Annotated in this window: 20 protein-coding genes; 13 read left to right on the top strand and 7 right to left on the bottom strand. The window is 41.2% G+C overall.

The genetic code is table 11. From position 1 onward, the window contains the following. Positions 1-8: 8 nt before the first annotated feature. Positions 9-314, bottom strand: a complete 306-nt coding sequence (locus AAC000_RS07970) for an STAS domain-containing protein (protein WP_339721630.1) — start codon at positions 312-314, stop codon at positions 9-11. A 148-nt stretch (positions 315-462) separates the two neighbouring features. Between AAC000_RS07970 and yciH the strand changes: the two genes are divergently transcribed. From yciH to pheA, 3 genes are all read left to right on the top strand, one after another. Continuing rightward, positions 463-789, top strand: coding sequence for a stress response translation initiation inhibitor YciH (gene yciH / locus AAC000_RS07965; protein ID WP_339721881.1), 327 nt, complete (start codon positions 463-465; stop codon positions 787-789). Between the two features lie 30 nt (positions 790-819). After that, entirely contained in the window at positions 820-1620 is an 801-nt protein-coding gene (locus tag AAC000_RS07960; RefSeq protein ID WP_339721629.1) for a response regulator, read from the top strand. 196 nt (positions 1621-1816) lie between these two features. Next, positions 1817-2998 carry a prephenate dehydratase gene (gene pheA, locus AAC000_RS07955; RefSeq protein WP_339721879.1) on the top strand — a complete coding sequence of 394 codons (1182 nt, stop codon included), beginning with the start codon at positions 1817-1819 and terminating at the stop codon, positions 2996-2998. A 152-nt stretch (positions 2999-3150) separates the two neighbouring features. Here the strand turns inward: pheA and tyrA are convergent, their stop codons facing one another. Together tyrA and AAC000_RS07945 are read right to left on the bottom strand one after the other, a co-directional pair. Next, entirely contained in the window at positions 3151-4293 is a 1143-nt protein-coding gene (gene tyrA / locus AAC000_RS07950) for a bifunctional chorismate mutase/prephenate dehydrogenase (RefSeq protein WP_339721628.1), read from the bottom strand. A gap of 8 nt (positions 4294-4301) precedes the next feature. Then, the gene (locus AAC000_RS07945; protein WP_339721626.1) at positions 4302-5396 is read right to left on the bottom strand and encodes a 3-deoxy-7-phosphoheptulonate synthase; all 1095 of its coding nucleotides are present in this window, start codon (positions 5394-5396) and stop codon (positions 4302-4304) included. A 394-nt stretch (positions 5397-5790) separates the two neighbouring features. On the opposite strand from AAC000_RS07945, the gene AAC000_RS07940 reads away from it, so the two are divergent. Beyond that, positions 5791-6108, top strand: coding sequence for a metalloregulator ArsR/SmtB family transcription factor (locus tag AAC000_RS07940; protein WP_339721624.1), 318 nt, complete (start codon positions 5791-5793; stop codon positions 6106-6108). Continuing rightward, positions 6092-6523 carry an SRPBCC domain-containing protein gene (locus AAC000_RS07935; RefSeq protein WP_339721623.1) on the top strand — a complete coding sequence of 144 codons (432 nt, stop codon included), beginning with the start codon at positions 6092-6094 and terminating at the stop codon, positions 6521-6523. The genes AAC000_RS07940 and AAC000_RS07935 overlap by 17 nt, the downstream gene beginning before the upstream one ends. A gap of 37 nt (positions 6524-6560) precedes the next feature. On the opposite strand, the gene AAC000_RS07930 is transcribed toward AAC000_RS07935, so the two are convergent. From AAC000_RS07930 to AAC000_RS07920, 3 genes are read right to left on the bottom strand one after another with little or no spacing between them, the layout of a single operon-like run. Beyond that, the gene (locus tag AAC000_RS07930) at positions 6561-7124 is read right to left on the bottom strand and encodes a sugar O-acetyltransferase (protein WP_339721621.1); all 564 of its coding nucleotides are present in this window, start codon (positions 7122-7124) and stop codon (positions 6561-6563) included. A gap of 29 nt (positions 7125-7153) precedes the next feature. Further along, positions 7154-8065: a 23S rRNA (adenine(1618)-N(6))-methyltransferase RlmF gene (gene rlmF, locus AAC000_RS07925; RefSeq protein WP_339721619.1), complete on the bottom strand. Its 912-nt coding sequence runs from the start codon at positions 8063-8065 to the stop codon at positions 7154-7156. 9 nt (positions 8066-8074) lie between these two features. Continuing rightward, positions 8075-9691, bottom strand: a complete 1617-nt coding sequence (locus AAC000_RS07920; protein ID WP_339721618.1) for an NAD(P)/FAD-dependent oxidoreductase — start codon at positions 9689-9691, stop codon at positions 8075-8077. A gap of 198 nt (positions 9692-9889) precedes the next feature. Here AAC000_RS07920 and fdxA point away from each other — a divergent pair, with 198 nt between their 5' ends. Both fdxA and AAC000_RS07910 read left to right on the top strand, forming a co-directional pair. Continuing rightward, a complete protein-coding gene (gene fdxA, locus AAC000_RS07915; RefSeq protein WP_339721616.1) occupies positions 9890-10213 on the top strand; it encodes a ferredoxin FdxA in 324 nt (107 codons plus the stop codon). 428 nt (positions 10214-10641) lie between these two features. Beyond that, positions 10642-11019, top strand: coding sequence for a VOC family protein (locus AAC000_RS07910; RefSeq protein ID WP_339721614.1), 378 nt, complete (start codon positions 10642-10644; stop codon positions 11017-11019). 145 nt (positions 11020-11164) lie between these two features. Here AAC000_RS07910 and apbC read toward each other — a convergent pair whose 3' ends face one another. Further along, entirely contained in the window at positions 11165-12220 is a 1056-nt protein-coding gene (apbC, locus tag AAC000_RS07905; RefSeq protein ID WP_339721612.1) for an iron-sulfur cluster carrier protein ApbC, read from the bottom strand. A 322-nt stretch (positions 12221-12542) separates the two neighbouring features. On the opposite strand from apbC, the gene AAC000_RS07900 reads away from it, so the two are divergent. The 6 genes from AAC000_RS07900 to AAC000_RS07875 all read left to right on the top strand — a co-directional run bounded on the left by AAC000_RS07900 (position 12543) and on the right by AAC000_RS07875 (position 21853). Then, a complete protein-coding gene (locus AAC000_RS07900; RefSeq protein WP_339721610.1) occupies positions 12543-13469 on the top strand; it encodes a LysR family transcriptional regulator in 927 nt (308 codons plus the stop codon). 467 nt (positions 13470-13936) lie between these two features. Next, positions 13937-16267 (top strand): TonB-dependent receptor, encoded by a 2331-nt coding sequence (locus tag AAC000_RS07895; protein WP_339721609.1) that lies wholly within the window; start codon positions 13937-13939, stop codon positions 16265-16267. A gap of 106 nt (positions 16268-16373) precedes the next feature. Next, positions 16374-17708, top strand: a complete 1335-nt coding sequence (locus tag AAC000_RS07890) for an NAD(P)-dependent oxidoreductase (protein WP_339721608.1) — start codon at positions 16374-16376, stop codon at positions 17706-17708. A gap of 1 nt (position 17709) precedes the next feature. After that, a complete protein-coding gene (preA, locus tag AAC000_RS07885; RefSeq protein WP_339721606.1) occupies positions 17710-19029 on the top strand; it encodes an NAD-dependent dihydropyrimidine dehydrogenase subunit PreA in 1320 nt (439 codons plus the stop codon). Then, entirely contained in the window at positions 19022-20350 is a 1329-nt protein-coding gene (locus AAC000_RS07880; protein WP_339721604.1) for an aspartate aminotransferase family protein, read from the top strand. The genes preA and AAC000_RS07880 overlap by 8 nt, the downstream gene beginning before the upstream one ends. Before the next feature lie 9 nt (positions 20351-20359). Next, positions 20360-21853 carry a CoA-acylating methylmalonate-semialdehyde dehydrogenase gene (locus tag AAC000_RS07875; protein WP_339721603.1) on the top strand — a complete coding sequence of 498 codons (1494 nt, stop codon included), beginning with the start codon at positions 20360-20362 and terminating at the stop codon, positions 21851-21853. The last annotated feature ends 11 nt before the right edge of the window (positions 21854-21864 follow it).

The following is a 21864-nucleotide window of genomic DNA, read 5'->3' as shown; positions in this document are numbered from 1 at the left end:
ATAAACAGTTAAACAATAAGGAATTTTTTATCGAAACGGGCAATCTGCAGAATTTTTAAAACTTGCGGGCGGCAATGGGTGATTTTGAATGACTTCACTGAGTCACTTAGACTCTTTTGCATGTTTAACAACATTCCTAATGCTGAGCTATCCATATATTCAGTTTTCTGTAAATTAATCACAATACTAGTTACGTCTTCGGTATGCTCTGAGTAGGCCATTCGAAAGTCTTTAACTTTCCCAAAATCGAATTTTTCTTCAAGAAAGATAGTTAACTCAGTACCGTCTTCAGAAAATTCTCTGTCTAAACTCATTCATTTCCCCTATTCGAAAAGCAAAGCATTATAACAAACCACTCTAAGTTGATGTTATTAAATAATAGTTTTACAGCTTTGCCTACAAAGAATCACATTTTTTTATTAGAATGAGCGCCCTTCCCGATCAGAAACAAAATGGTTAGAGATAAATATGAGTGACAATAGACTGGTATACAGCACACAAACTGGCCGCATTCAAAATAAAGAACCCAATAAACCACTTATAAAAACGGATGGAATAGTTCGTATCCGCCGTGAAACCAAAGGTCGCAAGGGTAAAGGCATGACAACAATCACAGGTTTAGCCCTACCAGACAAAGAACTAAAAGACTTATGTAGCCAATTAAAAAAAATGTGCGGAACAGGTGGCGCATTAAAAGATGGGGTAATTGAAATTCAGGGAGACAACCGCGATAAAATCAAAGCAACACTAGAGCAACTAGGCCATAATGTGAAATTAGCAGGTGGTTAATAGCCTGTAGCACTACAGTTAGGAGTAGCAATGCATCATCTCTCTTTGTCAGAAATTAGTATCATCTTAGTTGAACCTTCAGATACACAAAGGAAAATCATAATTAAACAATTAGCTGCTGCGGATATTAATCACGTAGAAGCAGTGGGCAGTGTCAAGCAAGCTATTGAAACTATTACTAAACAAGGTGCGGATTTAGTTGTCAGTGCCATGTATTTCGAAGATGGAACCGGCTTAGATATCATTAAACAACTAAAAAATAACCAAGCCCTTGCCGCCACTCCTTTTATGTTAATTTCCAGCGAAAATCGAGTTGAAAAGCTTGAAGAATTTAAGCAATCCGGTGTAGCCGCAATATTGCCCAAACCTTTTACCCCTGAAAATTTGTCTAAAGCGTTAAAAGCGTCTTTGGATTTAATCAATTCTGATGAACTGGATCTAGAATTATTTGATGTGCATGACGTCAGAGTATTGTTGGTTGACGATAGCAAACTCGCACGAAACCATATTCGCCGAGTTCTCACTGGCCTAGGATTACAAAAAATCCTAGAGGCTGAAAATGGCGCTGAAGCTTTGACATTGCTAAAAGACAAAACCTTTGATCTGGTGGTCACCGATTATAATATGCCTGAAATGGATGGCAGAGAACTTTCAGAATTTATTCGCTTTAATCCTGAAACGTCACACATACCTATTATTATGGTCACCAGTGAATCAAGCTCAAGCTTACATATGGCTAATATTCATCAAACCGGTGTTAACGCCTTGTGTGACAAACCTTTTGAGGTAAACGAAGTACGCAAAATGTTAGTCTCATTACTTGGCCAATGATGATAACAATAAGGTGTTATTCATTATTCTTTAGAAACTAGAAAATTGTGCTTAAGCAATCGTTGACATATAGGTAGCCGCTTTATAAATTCAGGCACACACCAGCATATTTTGAACCTACCCTTATCCTAGGTTTTTATTAACTTTATTAAACCTCCCAAGTTGGGAGTTACTTTTGAAATTACAAGTGAAGACCATGTCATCAACAGAATTAGAAGAACTTAGAGTAAAAATCACTGAACTTGACACACACCTACTGACTTTTTTAGCTCAAAGACAGCAATATACTAACCAAGTAGCTGAAACAAAGATAAAAAACCATATTCCAGTACGCGATCAAAAACGTGAAGAGCAATTATTAATAAGGTTGATAAAAGAAGGCAGTAAACACGGATTAGACGCCCATTATGTGACGCAACTATTTCATGTCATCATTGAAGACTCAGTATTAAATCAACAAGCATTGTTAGCGGCTAGAGCTAACCCAGGTAGCAGTCTGCCGCTGAATCGCGTAGCGTTTTTAGGTGACAAAGGTTCTTATAGTTATTTGGCCACACAAAAATATTTCGCTAGGCGCCCAGGTGAACTACTTGAAATAGGCTGCCAAAGCTTTTTAGAAATCATACAAAAAGTAGAGACTAACGAAGCAGACTACGCCGTATTACCAATTGAAAACACCTCATCAGGTAGCATTAATGAGGTATACGACCAACTACAACATACCCATCTTTCTATCATTGGTGAACTCACTTATCCCATTAAACATGCGTTATTGGTAAGTCGAGAAACCGATGTAAGCAAAATAAAAACCTTATACGCCCACCCTCAAGTTTTTGCTCAGTGTAGCCATTTTCTAGCTGAGTTAGGTAATGTTGAGGTTAAGCCTTGTGATAGTACTTCTGCGGCAATGTTAAAAGTGGCCGAATTAGACACTGATGAGGTAGCCGCTATGGGCAGTGAATCAGGTGGCAGTTTATATGGTTTACATGCGATAAAATCAAATTTGGCCAATCAAAAAGAAAATCACAGTCGCTTTTTTGTAGTGGCCCGTAAGCCTGTCAACGTGCCATTACAAGTGCCAGCCAAAACAACCTTAGTCATGTCTACAGTACAGAAACCTGGGGCTTTGGTGGAAGCATTAATGGTACTGCGCGACAACAAAATTAATATGACTAAGCTTGAATCTAGGCCTATTACCGGTAACCCTTGGGAAGAAATGTTTTATCTTGATGTAGAGGGTAACGTGCAAGATGGCCCTATGCAGCAAGCTCTAGAAGAATTACAAGCTATCACTCGATATTTTAAAGTGTTAGGTTGCTATCCAAATGAAGAAATAAACCCAACAAAAGTAGCAGCCGTGAGTGCTTTAGCCAAATAATAGTAACAAGACCCTATTTAACTGATAGATACAAAAAAACGGGGCAGCCAAAACTGCACCCGTTTTTTTTAGTCTTTTAAGCGACAATGACGTTAGAAACACCTGTTAAAAGTATTATTTATCAACACAATAAAAATGTATTCACTTTAAGCTTAACTATCCTCACTTAACGAACGATCATCATCTGCCTTTAATAAAAGTTTTCTACTATCAACTAAACATTGCTTGGCATAATCACCAAACCAAGCACCTATGTTAAGAAACAGCTTAATAAACTCACCTTTATTGTTGCTTTCAACCAAGCTCAAAGCCTGATTAAATTTCACGCTAAATTCAGTTAATATTGCCAAACTGTCCTTATTATCAAAAATGATATCGGCGTATAACACAGGGTCCTGCGCAAATAGGCGGCCAACCATGGCCAACTCTAAACGGTATATAGGCGAACTTAAGGAAACTAATTGTTGTAGATCTGGGTTTTCACCGGCCAAATGTGAGCCAAATACAAAACTACAAAAATGCCGCATAACCTGTATAAACACCATGGCATCATCATGCTCTTTAGCTGTGGTCTGCTGTAAAATTCCGCCCCAAATACGAATTTGCTGTAATAGCCATTCATACTCCTCAGCATGACGTCCATGGCACACCACTACTACCTGTTTAACCAAGCTAGGTACATCAGGTCCAAACATAGGGTGTAGGCCCAATACCGGCCCTTTGTGCGCCGCCATCATGGCCGCCAAAGGTTTTTGTTTAGTACTGGTTATATCAACTAATATGCAGTCTTCTGGTAAATTTGTAAGCTGCGATATAACACTTTCAGTTAACTTAATGGGCACTGCCACTAAGACTAGGCCAGCATCACTAAGGATAGAATCAGCCCTTTCCCAGTCATTTTTTTCAAGTAACTGAACCGGATAGCCGCTGCGTTTAAACATATCAACAAAAACCCGACCTAAGGCCCCCGCCCCACCAATCACCACAATTTTTTGAATCTTGGGATTGGTACACAAATAGTTAACATTTTGCGTATGGTAAGACTCTCGCATGATCCGGCGTAATAAGTCTTCAACTAAAACGGGAGATACATTTAACAGCTCTGCTTCTGCTCGTCTCTTGGCTATGAGTTCAGCTTCACGTTCAGGTACATAAATAGGTAAGCCAACCTGACTCTTGTACTTGCCCACTTGAGCAGTAATCTTTGCCCGTTTAGCCAATAACTCAACTAACTGGTTATCAATTTCATCTATTTGCTGTCGCAGTTGGTTAAGATCATCTGGGGATACGGGCATTACTTTTCCTAGTTTTCAGCGTCAATAAACTTATTTAACCGCATAGGTAACACAGTTATCAACTTATCTCGCATATGATTGATTAAATCTTCTGTAGTTTGCCAATTTATACATCCATCTGTAATTGACACGCCATATTCTAAATCAGCAGGTGTTTTACCTGAACTACTTTGATTACCATGATTCAAATGACTTTCTAACATGATCCCAATAACAGATTGATTGCCTTCAAGAATTTGGTTAACGACATTTTTCGCCACCAAAGGTTGTCTGTTGAAATCTTTACTAGAGTTTGCGTGGCTACAATCAATCACTAAACCTGCACTCAATTTCGCTTTTTCTAATTCAACTTCGCAATCTGCCACACAAACCGAGTCATAATTTGGTTGTTTTCCGCCTCTTAAAATAATATGCCCATCTGGATTTCCCTGAGTAGTTACGACACTCACTTGCCCTTCGCCGTTAATACCCATAAAACTATGACCAGACGCAGCCGATTGCAGCGCATTAATGGCTATGCCCAAACTACCATCGGTACCATTTTTAAATCCAACGGGCATTGACAATCCACTGGCCATTTCGCGATGGGTTTGCGATTCAGAGGTACGTGCCCCTATTGCAGACCAGCTAAACAATTCAGCCAAGTATTGAGGGCTGATTGGATCGAGGGCTTCAGTGGCTACCGGCAATTCTAATTCTGCCAACCAAATCAATAATTCTCTGGCTTTACGTAAACCGGTCTCAATATCAAAAGTATCGTTAATGTGGGGATCATTGATCAAACCTTTCCAACCGACTGTGGTGCGAGGCTTTTCAAAATATACGCGCATCACAATATACAGAGTGTCCTTACAGCTCTCGTGTAATTCTTTTAATTTAAGGGCATATTCTTTAGCAGCATCAATGTCATGTATGGAGCAAGGACCACATATCAGTAAAAACCTGTGATCTTTACGATGTAAAATATCACTAATAACTTGCCTAGACGTTTGCACGACTTGCAAAACTGAATCGCTCACTGGCAATTCAGACTTTAACGCTTGGGGTGTTACTAATATTTTCTCTGAAGAAATATTAATATTGTTGTTGCTGTCACGTAACATGATTTAACTCTTTTTAAATGAACTGAAATTTGGCATTGGGTCAACAAATTAAATGACCTATAGAATCTAGTTTTCTACAACACCCTGAGATGTAACGATTTCGGTACACCGTGAATTTTATTATTTTCTGCAATTTGATTGACTTTTTACCAGCTATTAAAATCAACAACAAGTTTTAATTACTTTTATTGGCTCAGTTGGCTAGTTTTCAAGCGATACAACAAGATTGAGCAGTTAAGCAATATAACAGAATGGCCTTGCAGATTTATATCTACCTAAAATAAATACTTTAGAACTGTGTCACCAAAAAAGCGAAACAGATTTTTTATTCAACAACTTGACATGCAACCATTTGGTTGCTCATTATAATCTGACTAACAACAATGGATCCGCGATGGATATTTTTACTGCCTTGGCAGACCCGCAACGCCGCAACATAATTGAAGCTCTGCATAGTCGCGGCAAACTATCAATCAAACAATTGACGATGGACTCAGCGGTGACTAGGCAAGCCATCACCAAACATCTCAATATTTTGATTAAAGCCAAAATTGTTCAGGCAGACTTTATTGGTAAAGAGCGTATCCATAAACTAAACCCTAAGGCTATGCAAAGTTTGTTTAACTGGTTAGCGCCCTTTGCCCAAAAGTGGGACGACAGACTCAACAATTTAGCCAAATATATTGGAGATCAAGATGAAAACACAAAGTGATATTGATTCAATTGTCAGAGAAGTCACTTTTAACGCTCCTATTGAGAAAGTGTGGAATGCCATTACCTGTCCCAAAGCAATTCAACAGTGGTTTGGCTCTGCCGCTAGTTTTGAATTAAAACAAGGACAGCTGGGATACTTTGAGTGGGAACAGGAATGTGAAGGTAGGTTTGCAATGCGTATTGAAACAATAACCCCACCTCATTACTTTGCCTGGCGATGGATGTTTCAGCAAGACGCTGTATTTGATGAGGCAACCTCTACCTTAGTTGAGTGGTCACTTACGGCTACTGAAAAAGGTGGCACTCATTTGTTATTAACCGAATCTGGATTTTTACAGCCTAATCACAAACAAGCCAATATAAAAGGTTGGACTCAAGAAATAGCCGATCTACAAAGGTATCTTGACAACTAATGATTGGCAATCTAGCTAAAATTGTTTCTAAGGTTAGCTAGGTTGAAATAGTTTTGATTACTCGCGCTGGCACACCGCCTACTAGGGTCTTGGGTGCCACGTTTTTATTCACTACAGCGCCCGCTGCGATAACGGCTTGGTCACCAATAGTCACACCTTCTAATATCTTAGCGCCCATACCAATCCAGACGCTATTTCCGATTGTGATGGGTTTGGCTGTTTCGATGCCTTTATTGCGTTTAGTCACATCTAAAGGATGCGTAGCAGTTGAAATCAATACGCCTGGAGCAAGCATCACATCGTCACCAAAAGTAACTGGTGCAGCGTCTAAAATCACTAACCCATGATTGGCATAGAAATTTTTACCGGTTGAAATGTTATAGCCGTAATCACAATAAAGATTAGGCTCTATCCACGCACCTGCGCAGTGGCCAAATAATGTTTTAATAATTTTTCGACTGCCTTTTCTATCATCAATATCAAACTGATTAAACTGCTGACAGAGCCTTTTTGCATTGGCTCTATCTAGCTGTAACGATTTGTCACTGGGGAAGTATTCTAGACCTTTCAGCATTTTTTGTTTTTCAGTTAAATCGCCCATAAAGGCCCCTATTCCCTATTAAGATTCATTTAAAAGCGCCACGCCACAAAACGACTGACTTTTTGTCCTTGTGACATCTCGACTGTTTTAGCCTCAGCCACACCTTGTTTTTGCAAACTTTTATTAATTTGAGTTAGGTTGTCTTTTTTCGACACTAAGCTGCTAAACCATCTAATTTGCTCTGCATAGTCTTTGCTCTCGAGGATCATCTGCTTGATAAAAGCCAACTCACCACCTTCACACCAAAGCTCGTTTGATTGGCCCGCAAAATTGAGAGAGGAATTTGAGCTAGATGAAGGCTGCTGTGAACCTCGTTTTGACTTATTTTTGGCAAGGTTCTTAATTTTACGTTGTGAACCCGCTTTGGCCTCTGCAGCTGATTGATGAAAGGGCGGATTACACATACTAAATGCAAAGTGTTCATCAGCCTTTACCACACCAGCAAAAATCTTTTTTGGATCGGCTTGCTGCCTAAGCGCAATCTTGCCCTTTAAAACAGAGTTCGCAGCAATAATAGTATTAGCCGACTGAATGGAAACGGCATCAATATCGGTACCCAGCATTTTCCAACCGTAAGATCTGTGGGCAATTATGGGGTAAATCACATTTGCCCCCGTCCCAATGTCTAGACCTTTAATTGAAGTTCCCATGGGAACTACTCCGTCGTTATCATTCGCCAATAAATCAGCCAAGTGATGGACATAATCTGCTCGACCTGGAATCGGTGGACATAAATAACCATTTGGAATATCCCAAAATTCAACCTGATAATAATGGGCTAACAAGGCTGCGTTAAGTGCTTTCACCCCGTTGGCATTGGCAAAGTTTATGGTTTTATCGCCATCAGGCTTAGTGATGATATAGGGCTGCAATGCAGGATAACTTTGTATTAGCTCGGCTAACGGATAGCTATCTTGATGTAAATTTCTAGGATGTTTCACTGTCAGACATCAATTAATTTGCATTTGGGCTAACATATCCAAGGCTAACGCCTCGGCGACTTTGATCCCATCTATACCAGCAGACCAAATGCCACCGGCATATCCGGCTCCTTCACCCGCTGGATATAAGCCACGGGTATTAATACTGTTTAAGTCTTTGCCTCGTTTGATACAAATAGGTGACGAAGTACGCGTTTCCACACCTGTCAAAAGTCCATCCGCTTTAGCAAACCCCCTAATTTTTTTATTAAAAGCAGGAATTGCCTCACGAATAGCTTCAATCACATAGGGTGGCACAACTTTCGCTAAGTCTGTTAACTGGATACCGGGCGTATAAGATGGTTGAACATCGCCTAGCTGTTCACTGGATTGACCTTTTAAAAAGTCTCCAATGAGCTGCGCCGGCGCATGATAGTTTTCACCACCCACTTTATAAGCCAGTTCTTCGAGTTGTCGCTGCAGAGCAATGCCTGCCAATGGATGATCTGGATAATCTTTTTCTGGGGTAATACCTACTACTATGGCGCTATTGGCGTTACGTTCATGACGGGAATATTGACTCATGCCATTAGTCACCACTCTTCCCTGTTCCGACGCTGCAGCCACAACTGTGCCGCCAGGGCACATACAAAAGCTGTACACCGAACGACCATTTTTACAATGATGCACTAACTTGTAATCAGCCGCACCTAAAATGGGGTTACCGGCATTTTCACCAAAGCGACATTCGTCTATCATGGATTGTTCGTGCTCTATTCTAAAGCCCACTGAAAACGGCTTGGCTTCAATATAAACCCCTTGTTCATATAACATTTCAAAGGTATCGCGAGCGCTATGCCCCACAGCCAAAATAGCATGTTCGCATGGTAAATATTCGTCGTTAGACAAGTGTAGGCCTTTAAGTTGCCCTTCTTGAATGTCGAGCTTATCGACCCTAGTACTAAATCTTATTTCACCGCCCAATTCAATAATTTGCGCACGCATTTTTTCCACCATATTGACTAACTTAAAGGTGCCAATATGTGGCTTACTTACATATAAAATTTCATCAGGTGCGCCAGCGGCTACAAATTCATTTAACACCTTGCGGCCATAATGTTTACGGTCTTTGATTTGGCTGTATAACTTACCATCAGAAAAGGTCCCTGCTCCACCTTCACCAAACTGCACGTTTGACTCAGTATCAAGAGGCTTTTTTCGCCAGAAGCCAAACACATCTTTGGTGCGCTCTCGCACTGCTTTACCGCGCTCTAACACTATGGGCTTAAACCCCATTTGCGCCAATATTAAGGCAGCAAATAAACCGCATGGTCCCAGTCCAATAACTACAGGACGAGCACTCAAGTTGTGCGGTGCCTTAGCGACAAATTGATAAGTCATATCAGGTGTTTCACGAACATGAGGATCATTGGCAAATTGTGCCAGTAGTTCAGCTTGATTAACCACTTCCACATCTAGTGTATAAATCAGTAAAATATCCGTTTTATTACGGGCATCATAAGCACGTTTAAACACGTCAAAAGACAAGATGTCATCTGAGCTAACACCCAACTTCTGCAAAATCGCAGCGGATAAAGCGTCTGCATCATGATTTAGCGGTAATTTTACTTCGTTTAAACGCAACATAAGGTTTCCAGTGATCAAACATAAACAATTCACCTAAATTCGGCGAAGCCATCATTTTCTTAGGCTGCGCATTTTATGACAGATAGAATACATAACCTAGGTAAATTCAACATTGAATTACCGATCCAGTTCTTGTTTTTTACCTGAGCTACTTTATGATCGCCCTAATGAAAAACTTAAATCAAGATATCCACCACTATGACCTTTGTTGTTACTGATAGCTGCATCAAATGCAAATTTACCGACTGTGTACCTGTATGCCCAGTGGATGCATTTTATGAAGGTGAAAATTTTTTAGTTATTCATCCAGATATCTGTATTGATTGTGGTCTTTGTTTACCGGAGTGCCCTGTTGAAGCGATTTTTCAAGATACTCACTTACCCGAAGAACAAAAACATTACCTTAAAATAAATGCCGATTTAGCAGAGAAATGGCCCAATATAACAGAACTAAAGTCTGCGCCAGACGATGCTGAAAAATGGATTGATGTTGAAAACAAGCTTCCTTTACTGGTGGAATAAAGAGTTTCTACTTCAATTTCTGACCACTACTACCCAATATCCTGAACACTTATTTATAACCAGTAATGGTTCGTTAATCTAGTCATTCCAATCTGATGTGTGAGGTGCAAAGGTTATGTCATTTAGCTAGACATTCCTCTGTGTAATGAAGCGCTCTGTGTGTCTCTGTTGTAGAAATGTTATAACGCAGAAAGTCAAAGAAAAAGATGTTTTGAACCACAGAGAAAAGCCAAGACAAGTGCGACTAGTTCTTCTTTTATAATGTGAAGATTTTAACTCCTCGCTATAACTTTCCTGCCAAACAATTAACAATTACGGCAATTCAATTTTATGTAAAAAGTGCTAATAACGGCTTTACCTCAAGTTAACCTGAGGTATTAAAGTAATGTTCAAGTTAACTATTGCTACATCACACAAAGGAAAATCTTATGCCAAGCAAACTTGAACATATCAACCTCACGGTCAGCGACACAGATGTTACCGCCAATATTATTGGGAAAATATTTAATTGGAAGGTCCGCTGGTCTGGGCCTGCAAAAGACAATGGTCGGACGATCCATTTAGGCGAAGAAGAGACTTACCTAGCGCTCTATAGCCACACTGATAAACATCTCGCCGATACATCACACAAAACCATCAAACAACTGAATCATATTGGCATAGTGGTAGATGATTTAGATGCGACAGAAGAGAAAGTCAAAGCAGCAGGTTTTGTAACCCACAATCACGGCGATTATGAACCAGGAAAACGTTTCTATTTTAATTTAGACGACGGATTGGAAATAGAAGTGGTGTGTTATCAATAATCGCCTCAGCAAAACGTAATCCACATCAAGCCACTTAGTGTGGCTTGATTGTATCTGCTACAAGCAAATTATCCGATAAAAACAACCGCAATAGATTGTGCATCTACACTGCAATAACTTCAAACAATACAAAGGCTGACCGTTATCAGTCGACGTTGGCCACCATAATTTGCTGATCTTCCATGGGTTGTTGTGAAACTTTAAAGGATAATTTTCGCGCCAAGTGACGATAGATTTGTTGAATAGTAGAATCGGCCTGCTCACTGAACATAAACTGACTACCGCTATCTGCTAACTCTCTTATTTGTATGTTTAGAGGCAATTGAGCTAACAATTCAGTTTGATATTTTTGTGCAATACGTTGCCCGCCCTCCGCACCAAAAGTATGTTCTTTATGGCCACATTGAGAACAAAGGTGATAACTCATATTTTCAACTATGCCTAAGACGTTGATATCCACTTTGTTAAACATCGCAATGCCTTTTATGGCATCTGCTAAGGCTAAGTCCTGGGGCGTGGTGACAATGACTGCCGCTGCTACGGGCATATTTTGCGCCAGTGTTAACTGAATATCACCAGTACCAGGTGGCATATCTACAATAAGATAATCCAATTCATCCCACAAGGTTTCGTTATAGAGTTGCTGAAACGCTTTGCTTGCCATCGGTCCACGCCAGATGGTGGCCGAATTATCATCCACTAAATACCCAATCGACATGGTCTGTATGTCGTTAATAACAATAGGATACATACGTTTATTATCAGGTGATCCAGGTTGCTCACCTTTAGTGCCAAGCAAGGTAGGTAAAGAGGGGCCGTATATGTCCGCATCCAAAATACCTACCCTCGCCCCTTCTAGCCTTAGTGCTGCAGCTAAATTAATCGCTGTAGTTGATTTACCCACACCGCCTTTTCCTGAAGCCACCGCAATCACATTTTTTACTACTTTTGGGTTTTGACCTTTGATAGAGGATATGTGGTAACTCAGTTTAATCGTGACTTTATGGGTCGCGGCAAAACCTTCAAGGTGATGACTGAACTCCCCTTTTGCCCCCAATAAACCGTTGCACACAAAAGGTAAACTCAGATTAACTGTTTTACCTTCGGTAACTATGTAACCAGCTGTAGATTGACTATCTGGGAAAAAATCAGGAAGAATGTTTTGCAAAAGAGAAGCGAGACTAGATTGTATATCTGACATAGTGGCTCATATTTTATTTAAATAGGTTCTGGCGAACAAAATGTTGATTGATATTAACATTCCTCAGTACAGGTCACACTGAGTGATTATCCAAATGTTAACTACCACAGCCGTTAAATTCACAAGAAACGAGTGTGCTAAGTCACTTTAATAAAGATATTAATACAATCAAAGGTATTTGTGGTCATAAATTCAACAATATCAATATATTAATGGATAACGACAGACAACAAATTTTGCATTTAGAAGAATGTTTGTTAAATTCAATTTTTATAAATCTTAGTTAAGTAATTACTTAACAAATAGCCAACTAAAATTCAATATGCCAAATAAAAAGAAACTTGTTTCCCAACTGAGTAATTTTGATATCCGCCTGTTAAAAATTTTCAGATCAGTAGTGGAATGTGGAGGGTTTTCAGCGGCCGAAGTCGAACTCAATATCAGTAGATCGGCCATCAGTATCAGTATGTCTGACCTTGAAGCTAGACTTGGTTTACATCTATGCCAAAGAGGACGAGCCGGCTTTTCACTAACGGATGAAGGCACACAAGTGTATCAAGCGAGCTTGCAGCTTATGGCTTCTTTAGAAAATTTTCGAACTCAAGTAAATAGTATTCATGCAGAATTAACCGGCGAACTTAACATTGGCATAACGGATAACTTAGTCACCTTAGAGCATATGTCGATTTCTAAGGCACTCAAAGCGTTAAAAACTAAAGGGCCGGAAATTGTCATCAACATAAGAATGATCCCGCCTAATGAAATTGAGCGATATGTGTTAGATGGGGCGTTACATGTGGGTGTAGTCCCTAATTTAAGGCCTTTACAAGGCTTAGAGTACTCGCGACTCTATGAAGAAAAATATTTACTGTATTGCAATTATCAGCACCCACTGTTCAATATCCCCGATGAAAACCTTACCCCTCAGCAAATTTACGATTGTGAAGCTGTTTCACCAAGCTATGCGCAAACGGCACAAACTCGAAGTCACTATCAAAACTTACACACCACAGCCACCGCCACTGATCGCGAGGGTGTGGCATTTCTGATATTAACGGGGTGTTTTATCGGCTATTTACCTACCCATTATGCCAAGCGCTGGGTGGTATCAGGAGAGATGCGTGCCTTATATCTAGAAAAATTCCATTTTAATACTGAATACCAAACTGTATTGCGTAAGGGCTCTAAACCTAATCAAGTAGTAGAGACATTTTTAGAAGAAATTAAAGTTCACCCAATCAAAACCTAGCCACAATCAAGACAAACATTTACCTACCAGAACCATTCAATTTCATCTGAACCTGAGAATAAAGTGCTTGAGTTGAGGTTGTGATGTCCCCTTTCACTATCTCAAAAACCACACGCCAATCTTTCAGAATTGCTGCGACACTTTGCACTGCGTTATAGGGAACTTCTTCCCCTCTTTCCTTTAGGTATTTTTAAAGCTCTTCTTTGTTTAGTAATCACTTATCTAAACATTAATTATATTAAATTTAATATCCTGTAAAAACTGAAATACTAAACTTAGCTGAACTCGTCCTATTCAAAAATAGAGGCGCTGAAGTTTGGCAAACCACTAAATGTCTAGCATGGCATTACCTACTTATCTGATTACCTAGTCGCATAAGTTTTTTTGATAAATGCAGGCTAAGTAAAACGATTCACGGGTAGCCTCTTAAAGACATAAAAATTAATAACAATAGAAGGGAACATATAGTGAACACACCTAATCTGTACAAATATAACCCCATTCTTACGGTTATTTCTTTAGCACTAACATTATCAGTGCCACAAGTAGCAAGTGCCGCCGAAAAAGTATGGGAAACCATTGAAGTCAGCGCTCAAAAACGTAACGAAAACATTAGTGATGTGGGTATTGCCATCACAGCGTTCAGTGGAGAGCAATTAAAAGCACTGGGTTTAGAGAGCAGTACCGAGTTAATTGCGTTTACTCCAGGTGTTTCTTTAGCAGGCGATATAGGTGGCCAAAGAGCAATCTTCAATATACGTGGCGTTGTACAAAATGACTATGCCGATTTAGCCGAAGCACCAGTAGCAGTTTATGTAGATGGCGGATACTTAGCCAGTACCCAGGCTCAGACTTTTGGCCTATTTGATATTCAACGAATCGAAATATTAAAAGGCCCACAAGGCACCCTATTTGGACGAAATGCGACCGGTGGTTTAGTCAACACTATTACTGCCAAGCCAACTGAAGAATTTGAAGGTTACGCTGAATTGTCCATCGCAACTTTTGACCAATTTCGTTTTGAAGGCGCGGTTTCAGGCGCCTTATCCGATGGTATTACTGGACGTTTATCAGCTTACTCTAATATCCAAGGTGAAATCTTAGAAAATATCTATGAAGACGGTGCGTCACCAGATACTCGCCCTGGCTCAGTTGGTGGCGGACAAGATGGCTATAACGATGATACACAAGCGCTACGTGCCCAACTGGATTTTGATTTAGGTACAGACGGCTCACTGTTATTGAGCGCGAATTGGGCCGACACCACAAAAAGTGAAGGGCCTTATCAGTTCGTCAATACCACCGAAATCAAAGATGCCAATGGCAACGTGATTGACGTTATCTTTGCTGCGGATGATCCTTTAGGCTGTGATGCCATTCAACTTGGCGTATGTATCGATGGAAACTTTAACGGTGATCCGATTCGACCCGTGCAAGGTGGCGACTTTAACGGCAACATCGACCCCGATGGTTCTGGACCTAAGGTCAATAAAGATTTCGCCTTTGATGATCAAAATAAGATCCAATCTCAAGGGTTTTCAGCTGAACTCGATTATAGCTTTGATACTTTCGATCTATTTTCTTTAACCGATTACAAAAAATTCGACCGCACTGTGGGTTTGGATTCAGATCAAACTGCCTCTCCTGAATTAATCTTTCAATCTAACAGTACCATTGACCAATTTAGTCAAGAAGTTAGATTGTCTGGGGAAGCCGACAGCTTTAAATGGGTCACTGGATTTTATTACCTCAATGTTGAAACAGATTACAGCCAAGGGCTTGCCGCCTCGCCCACTGCATATTTCTTGGGTGGTGAAGAAAACAATACCCTAGTTGAACTTGAAACCCAATCTTACTCAATATTTGCTCAAGTGGACTACGAGTTACAAGACCAGTTGGTATTAGTCACTGGCTTACGCTATACCAAAGAAGACAAACATTTTGTGGGTGATGTGTACCAAAACACCAATACAAATGACAGAGTAATTGAAATTGATCTCAATAGTGCATCTTTGGAACACCTTGATACTGATAATGATCAAAACCTGTGGTCGGCTAAAGTGCAACTTGAGTACTCCACCGACAGCGACTTATATTATGTAGGTATCAATAGAGGCGTAAAGGCGGGTAGTTTTAACGCACCTTTATTTGGTGGATTTAGTAGCTATAAGCCAGAAGAATTGACCTCTTATGAAGCCGGTATGAAATTAAACTTATTGGATGAATTTGCGTTATTTAACGCCAATATTTTCTACTATGACTACAGTGATTATCAATCATTTTCATGGGTGAATAATTCAGGCTTAGTAGAGAATCAAGACGCCACTTTTACGGGGTTAGAGTTGGAACTATTCTTAACGCCAAGTGATGGACTAGATGTGATATTAAACACTTCTTACACTGATGCCAAAGTAGAAAATCTTGAAGTCGCTTCAGGGATATTTGCAGATACAACACCAGCATTCACCCCTGAATATCAAGCTTCTGCAATGGTCCGATATAATTGGGATTGGAACGAAAATAATATTGCTGTTCAGCTTAGCGCCAATTATCAAAGTGAAACTTTTCATAATGCGCGGAATTTCACAGCTCATGAAATAGATTCGTACGTAGCTGCAAATGCTAGGCTGACCTGGAGTGATTCTTCACAGTTATGGTCTGCAGCTGCTTACGTAGACAATATGTTTAACTCTGAACATGAAATCATAGGCTTTGACGTAACAGGATTTTACGGCACAACGCAAATTTCCTATGCAAAACCTAGAGTCTATGGAATAACAGTTAAACGTAATTTTTAATTATCGTTATATAGCGATAAATTGGCATAAGTTATGAAGCCGTTTTGTTAAAAGGTTCGCTGCGTTTCCGCAGTTAACAAAACGGTTTCAATTAATGAGGTACAGCATGAGTACAACAGGAACAGTTACTATTGATGATATTAATGCAGGTTTTGCCGACCTACACAAACCCTATAATAAATCACAGGCTTTGCTTGAAGCGTCGCGCTGTACTTATTGTTACGACGCACCTTGTATAAAGGCATGCCCTACTGGAATTGATATTCCTACCTTTATCCACCAAATACGCACACAAAACGTCAAGGGGGCGGCAAAAACAATTTTATCTGAAAATATCATGGGTGGCACTTGCGCTAGGGCCTGCCCCACTGAAGTCTTATGTGAAAGAGCTTGTGTGCGTCATCATGATCAAGGCAAACCGGTAGAAATTGGATTGTTACAGCGCTATGCGGTCGACCATCTACTCGAATCAACAGATGAGCACCCTTTTGTGAGAGCGGCTGAAACAGGCAAAAATATCGCCGTAGTCGGAGCGGGACCTGCTGGGCTATCTTGTGCCCATCGCGCCGCATTGCTTGGTCATAAGGTCACAGTATTTGAAGCCAAAACTAAACCTGGCGGCTTAAACGAATATGGCCTTGCCGCTTATAAAATGGTCGATGACTTTGCCCAAAAAGAAGTTGATTTTCTGCTAGGTATAGGTGGGATTGAAATTATCTATGAGCAATATCTGGGTAAAAATCTCAGCTTAGACACGCTGCGCTCTGAGTATGACGCTGTTTTCCTGAGTATTGGGTTAGGTTTATGTAATAAACTCGGATTAGAAGGAGAAAACCTAAGTGGTGTATATGACGCTTTAGACTTTATCGAACAATTACGACAAACAACTGATAAATCAACTATGCCAGTCGGACAAAATGTGGTGGTAATAGGCGGCGGCAACACGGCCATAGATGCCGCTATTCAGGCCAAGCGCCTCGGGGCCAAAAAAGTCACCTTAGCCTACCGTCGTAGTGAAGAAAATATGACAGCAACTGACTGGGAAATAGAATTAGCCCGTAAAAATGGCGTGGATGTTCGTTTGTGGTTATCCCCTGTCAAATTATCTGGCGAAGCACATATTAGTACTATCACTTTTGAACAAACTGCCATAGAGGCAGGACGATTAGTTGGTACCGGTGTACGCGAACAAATATCAACGGACATGGTACTCAAAGCGGTGGGTCAAAAACTCGACGCATCTGTGCTATCAGGTATGTTGATTGAACACGGTAAAATTAAAATTAACGACAAGTATCAAACCAGTATTCCAGGTGTTTATGCCGGTGGTGACTGCATCGATACAGGTGAAGATTTAACAGTGCAATCTGTAGAAGATGGTAAACGTGCCGCTCATGCAATGGGTCACACTTTGTTCGGCATTGACTTTAAGGAGGTCTAACATGAGTAAATTAGCCTGCAATATCGCTGGGATCGACAGTATTAATCCTTTCTGGCTTGCATCAGCTCCCCCCACAGATAAATACACTAATGTAGTACGTGCTTTTGAAGCCGGTTGGGGTGGCGTGGTTTGGAAAACCTTAGGGATTGATCCTCCGGTCATCAATATGTCTAGCCGTTATGGTGTTCATCATGACCGCTCACGTAACGTCATTGGTATCAACAATATTGAATTAATTACCGACCGACCATTAGAAACCAATTTACGGGAGATAGAACAAATCCGTAAAGAGTGGCCAGACAGAGTCATTATCGGCTCTATGATGGCGCCTTTAGATGAAAAAACCTGGAAAGAACTGGCTATTAAAATCGCCAAATCTGGCGTACATGGCATAGAACTCAATTTAGGTTGCCCACACGGCATGTGTGAACGAGGCATGGGCTCTGCCATAGGACAAGTGCCAGAATTAGTCGAACAAACCACTCGCTGGGTTAAAGAAGTGGTGGATATTCCAGTCTTTACCAAGCTGACGCCTAATATCACCGATATTTTAGTGGCCGCTGAAGCAGCACTAAGAGGCGGTGCTGATGCTGTGTCGCTTATCAATACAGTCAACTCTATCGCAACAGTGGACTTAGACTTAATGGCGCCCACTCCCACTGTAGATGGCAAAGGCACCCATGGTGGCTACTGTGGTGCAGCAGTCAAACCTATTGCCTTACATATGGTGGGTGAAATCGCTAGAAATCCTGAGACACGCAATTTACAAATATCCGCAATAGGTGGTATTGAAACCTGGCGAGACGCGGCTGAATTTATTGCTCTGGGAGCCAGTGGTGTTCAAGTCTGTACCGCTGCAATGTTATACGGTTTCCGTATTGTTGATGACATGATTGCTGGGCTAGAAAACTTTTTAGACGAAAAAGGCTATGCCTCTCTATCCGCATTTCAAGGTAAAGCCATACCCAATGTTGTTAATTGGAATGAGCTAAACATGAATTTTGATACTAAAGCCTTTATTAACAAAGACTCATGTATTGAATGTGGACGCTGTCATATTGCCTGTGAAGACACCTCACACCAAGCCATTACTATGCAAGAAAATGCCAGTGGTGGTCGGGACTTTGTTGTGGTTGATGATGAATGTGTTGGCTGTAATTTGTGCAAACACGTATGTCCAGTACCTGAGTGTATTGAAATGCGCCCAGTAGACAATGGACTGCCAGTACTGACATGGCCAGAGCATCCCAAAAATCCGCAACGTATTGACGTTGTTTCCCTTGAAAGTTCCCTAGTAGAGACGGGAGAAAATCATGACTAATGCTCATAATTTAACGCCTGAACAACTTCAGGCCAACTGGATGCCATTTACTTGTAATAGGCAATACAAGGCCAACCCGCGTTTAGTCGTGGGAGCAGATCGTATGCATTTTACTTTGTCTGATGGTAGACAATTACTAGACGGTATTGCTGGCCTATGGTGTTGCAATGCAGGGCATAACCGGCCTCGCATAGTTGAAGCAATACAAAAACAAGTGGCAACACTGGATTATTCACCGGCGTTCCAAATGGGGCACCCATTACAATTTGAGCTTGCCGATCGGCTAGCCAACATGGTGCCTGGTGATCTAAATAAGGTGTTTTTTACCAACTCTGGATCTGAATCCTGTGAAACCGCCTTAAAGATGGCCATTGCTTACCACAACGCTCGAGGTGAAGGTAATAGGACAAAACTAATCGGTCGAGAGAAAGGTTATCACGGAGTCAACTTTGGTGGCCTGTCTGTGGGCGGAATGTCTGCCAACCGTAAAATGTTTGGTAATTTACTCAACGGTGTCGATCACATGCGCCATACACATGGCATCGAAGCAAACCTCTTTAGTAAAGGCCAACCTGAGCATGGCGTGGAATTGGCTGATGATTTAATTCGACTCTGTGAATTACATGATCCGTCCACCATTGCAGCAGTGATTGTCGAACCCTTAGCAGGCTCAGCTGGTGTATTATTGCCCCCTAAAGGGTATCTAGAAAAACTTCGTCAAATATGCGATCAACATGGAATATTGTTAATTTTTGACGAGGTGATTACTGGTTTTGGTCGTATGGGTGCACCTTTTGCAACTGAATATTTTGGCATTGAACCTGACATTATTTGCACCGCTAAGGGCTTGGCAAATGGTGTAATCCCTATGGGTGCAGTCATAGCGCAAGATAAAATATATGATGCATTTATGCATGGCCCTAAAGATATGGTTGAATTTTTCCATGGATACACTTTTTCAGGTAACCCTATGGCGTGTGCAGCCGCGATGGCAACCTTAGATACCTATGAGGAAGAAGGATTATTAACCCGAGGAGCAGAACTCAGTGATTATTGGCAAGATGCGGCCCACTCTCTGGCGGACTTACCTTTGGTTAAAGACATTCGCAATATTGGATTAATTGCCGGCATAGAGTTACACCCCACTCCAGCCACACCAAGCAAGCGTGTATTTACTGCTTTCTTAAAAGCCTATGAGGCCGGTTTACTGATCCGCACCACTGGAGACACTATTGCATTGTCGCCACCGCTTATCATAGAAAAGTCACAAATAGATTTTGCCTTTAGTACCTTACGCGAAATTATCAAATCACTGGATTAAAAAATTATTATGCAACTGATACAACACATAATTAATGGTCAGCACACCTCAGGTGTGAGTAGCCAAACAACTGCAGTGTACAACCCTGCTTTAGGCCAACAGAGTGCTGAAGTTGTGACAGCGGTAGTTGAAGATGTCAACACTGCTGTGGCGGCTGCCAAAGCGGCTTTTCCAGCTTGGTCTAAAACGCCATCGAGTAAACGTGCCAATATCATGTTTAATATGCGTACTTTGCTGATAGCCCGTCAAGATGAAGTCGCAGAAACGATTTCTAAAGAGCATGGAAAAACCCATGATGATGCTTTAGGTGAAGTCACCCGTGCATTAGAAGTTATTGAATTTGCCTGTGGAATGGCTGACAAACTAAAGGGTAATTTTAGTCGAGATGTGGCTGTTGGTATCGATGTCACCGACGAGCGTCAAGCCTTAGGTGTGGTTGCGGGGATCACGCCCTTTAACTTCCCAGCTATGGTGCCCTTATGGATGATCCCTATGGCATTAGCCTGTGGTAATACATTCATACTCAAACCGTCAGAGAGAGATCCCTCTAGTGCAAATTTGATCCATCAACTTTTTGCTGAAGCAGGCTTACCGGCAGGTGTATTAAACATAGTACATGGTGACAAAGTAGCAGTTGATGCACTATTAGATCACCGCGACGTTAAAGCTATTAGTTTTGTAGGCTCAACGCCAATCGCTGAATACATTTATCAACGTGGCAGCGCCAATGGCAAAAGAGTTCAAGCGTTAGGTGGTGCCAAAAATCATATGGTGATTATGCCAGATGCCGATCTTGATCAAGCAGCCGATGCGCTTATGGGAGCGGGTTTTGGCTCTGCCGGTGAACGTTGTATGGCCATCAGTGTCGCCGTACCTATTGGTCAAGAAACTGCAGACAAGTTAGTCGCTAAATTGATACCTCGAATTGAGGCCTTAAAAGTCGGTCCATATAATCAAACGGGTAACGAGATGGGGCCGGTGATTTCTGCCGATGCACAAAAACGCATTAAAGGCTTAATCGACCAAGGCGAAGCTGAAGGCGCCGAGGTGTTAGTCGACGGCCGACACTTATCAGTCGCTGGCTGTGAAGCGGGTTTCTGGGTAGGCGGTACCTTACTCGACAAGGTGACTAAAGACATGTCTGTGTACCAACAAGAGATTTTTGGACCGGTATTATCTATATTACGTGCTAATACCTATGCTGAAGCAACGAACTTAATTAATGCCCATGAATACGGTAATGGTACCGCTATATTTACCCGCGACGGGGATGCAGCCAGAGACTTCGCTGCTAACATTGAAGTCGGTATGGTAGGCATTAATGTGCCTATACCTGTTCCTGTCGCCTACCACAGCTTTGGCGGCTGGAAACGTTCAATCTTTGGTGCCCATGGGATTTATGGACCGGAAGCCGTACACTTTTATACAAAATTAAAAACCGTTACTTCACGTTGGCCAACAGGAATACGTGCCGGTGCGGAATTTACTTTCCCAACTAATTAATAAGAAAAACC

The sequence above is a fragment of the uncultured Paraglaciecola sp. genome (genome assembly GCF_963977085.1).
Taxonomy (GTDB): domain Bacteria; phylum Pseudomonadota; class Gammaproteobacteria; order Enterobacterales; family Alteromonadaceae; genus Paraglaciecola.
The sequence above is the reverse complement of the archived record's forward strand: the minus strand, read 5'-3'. Positions and strand labels throughout refer to the sequence as shown.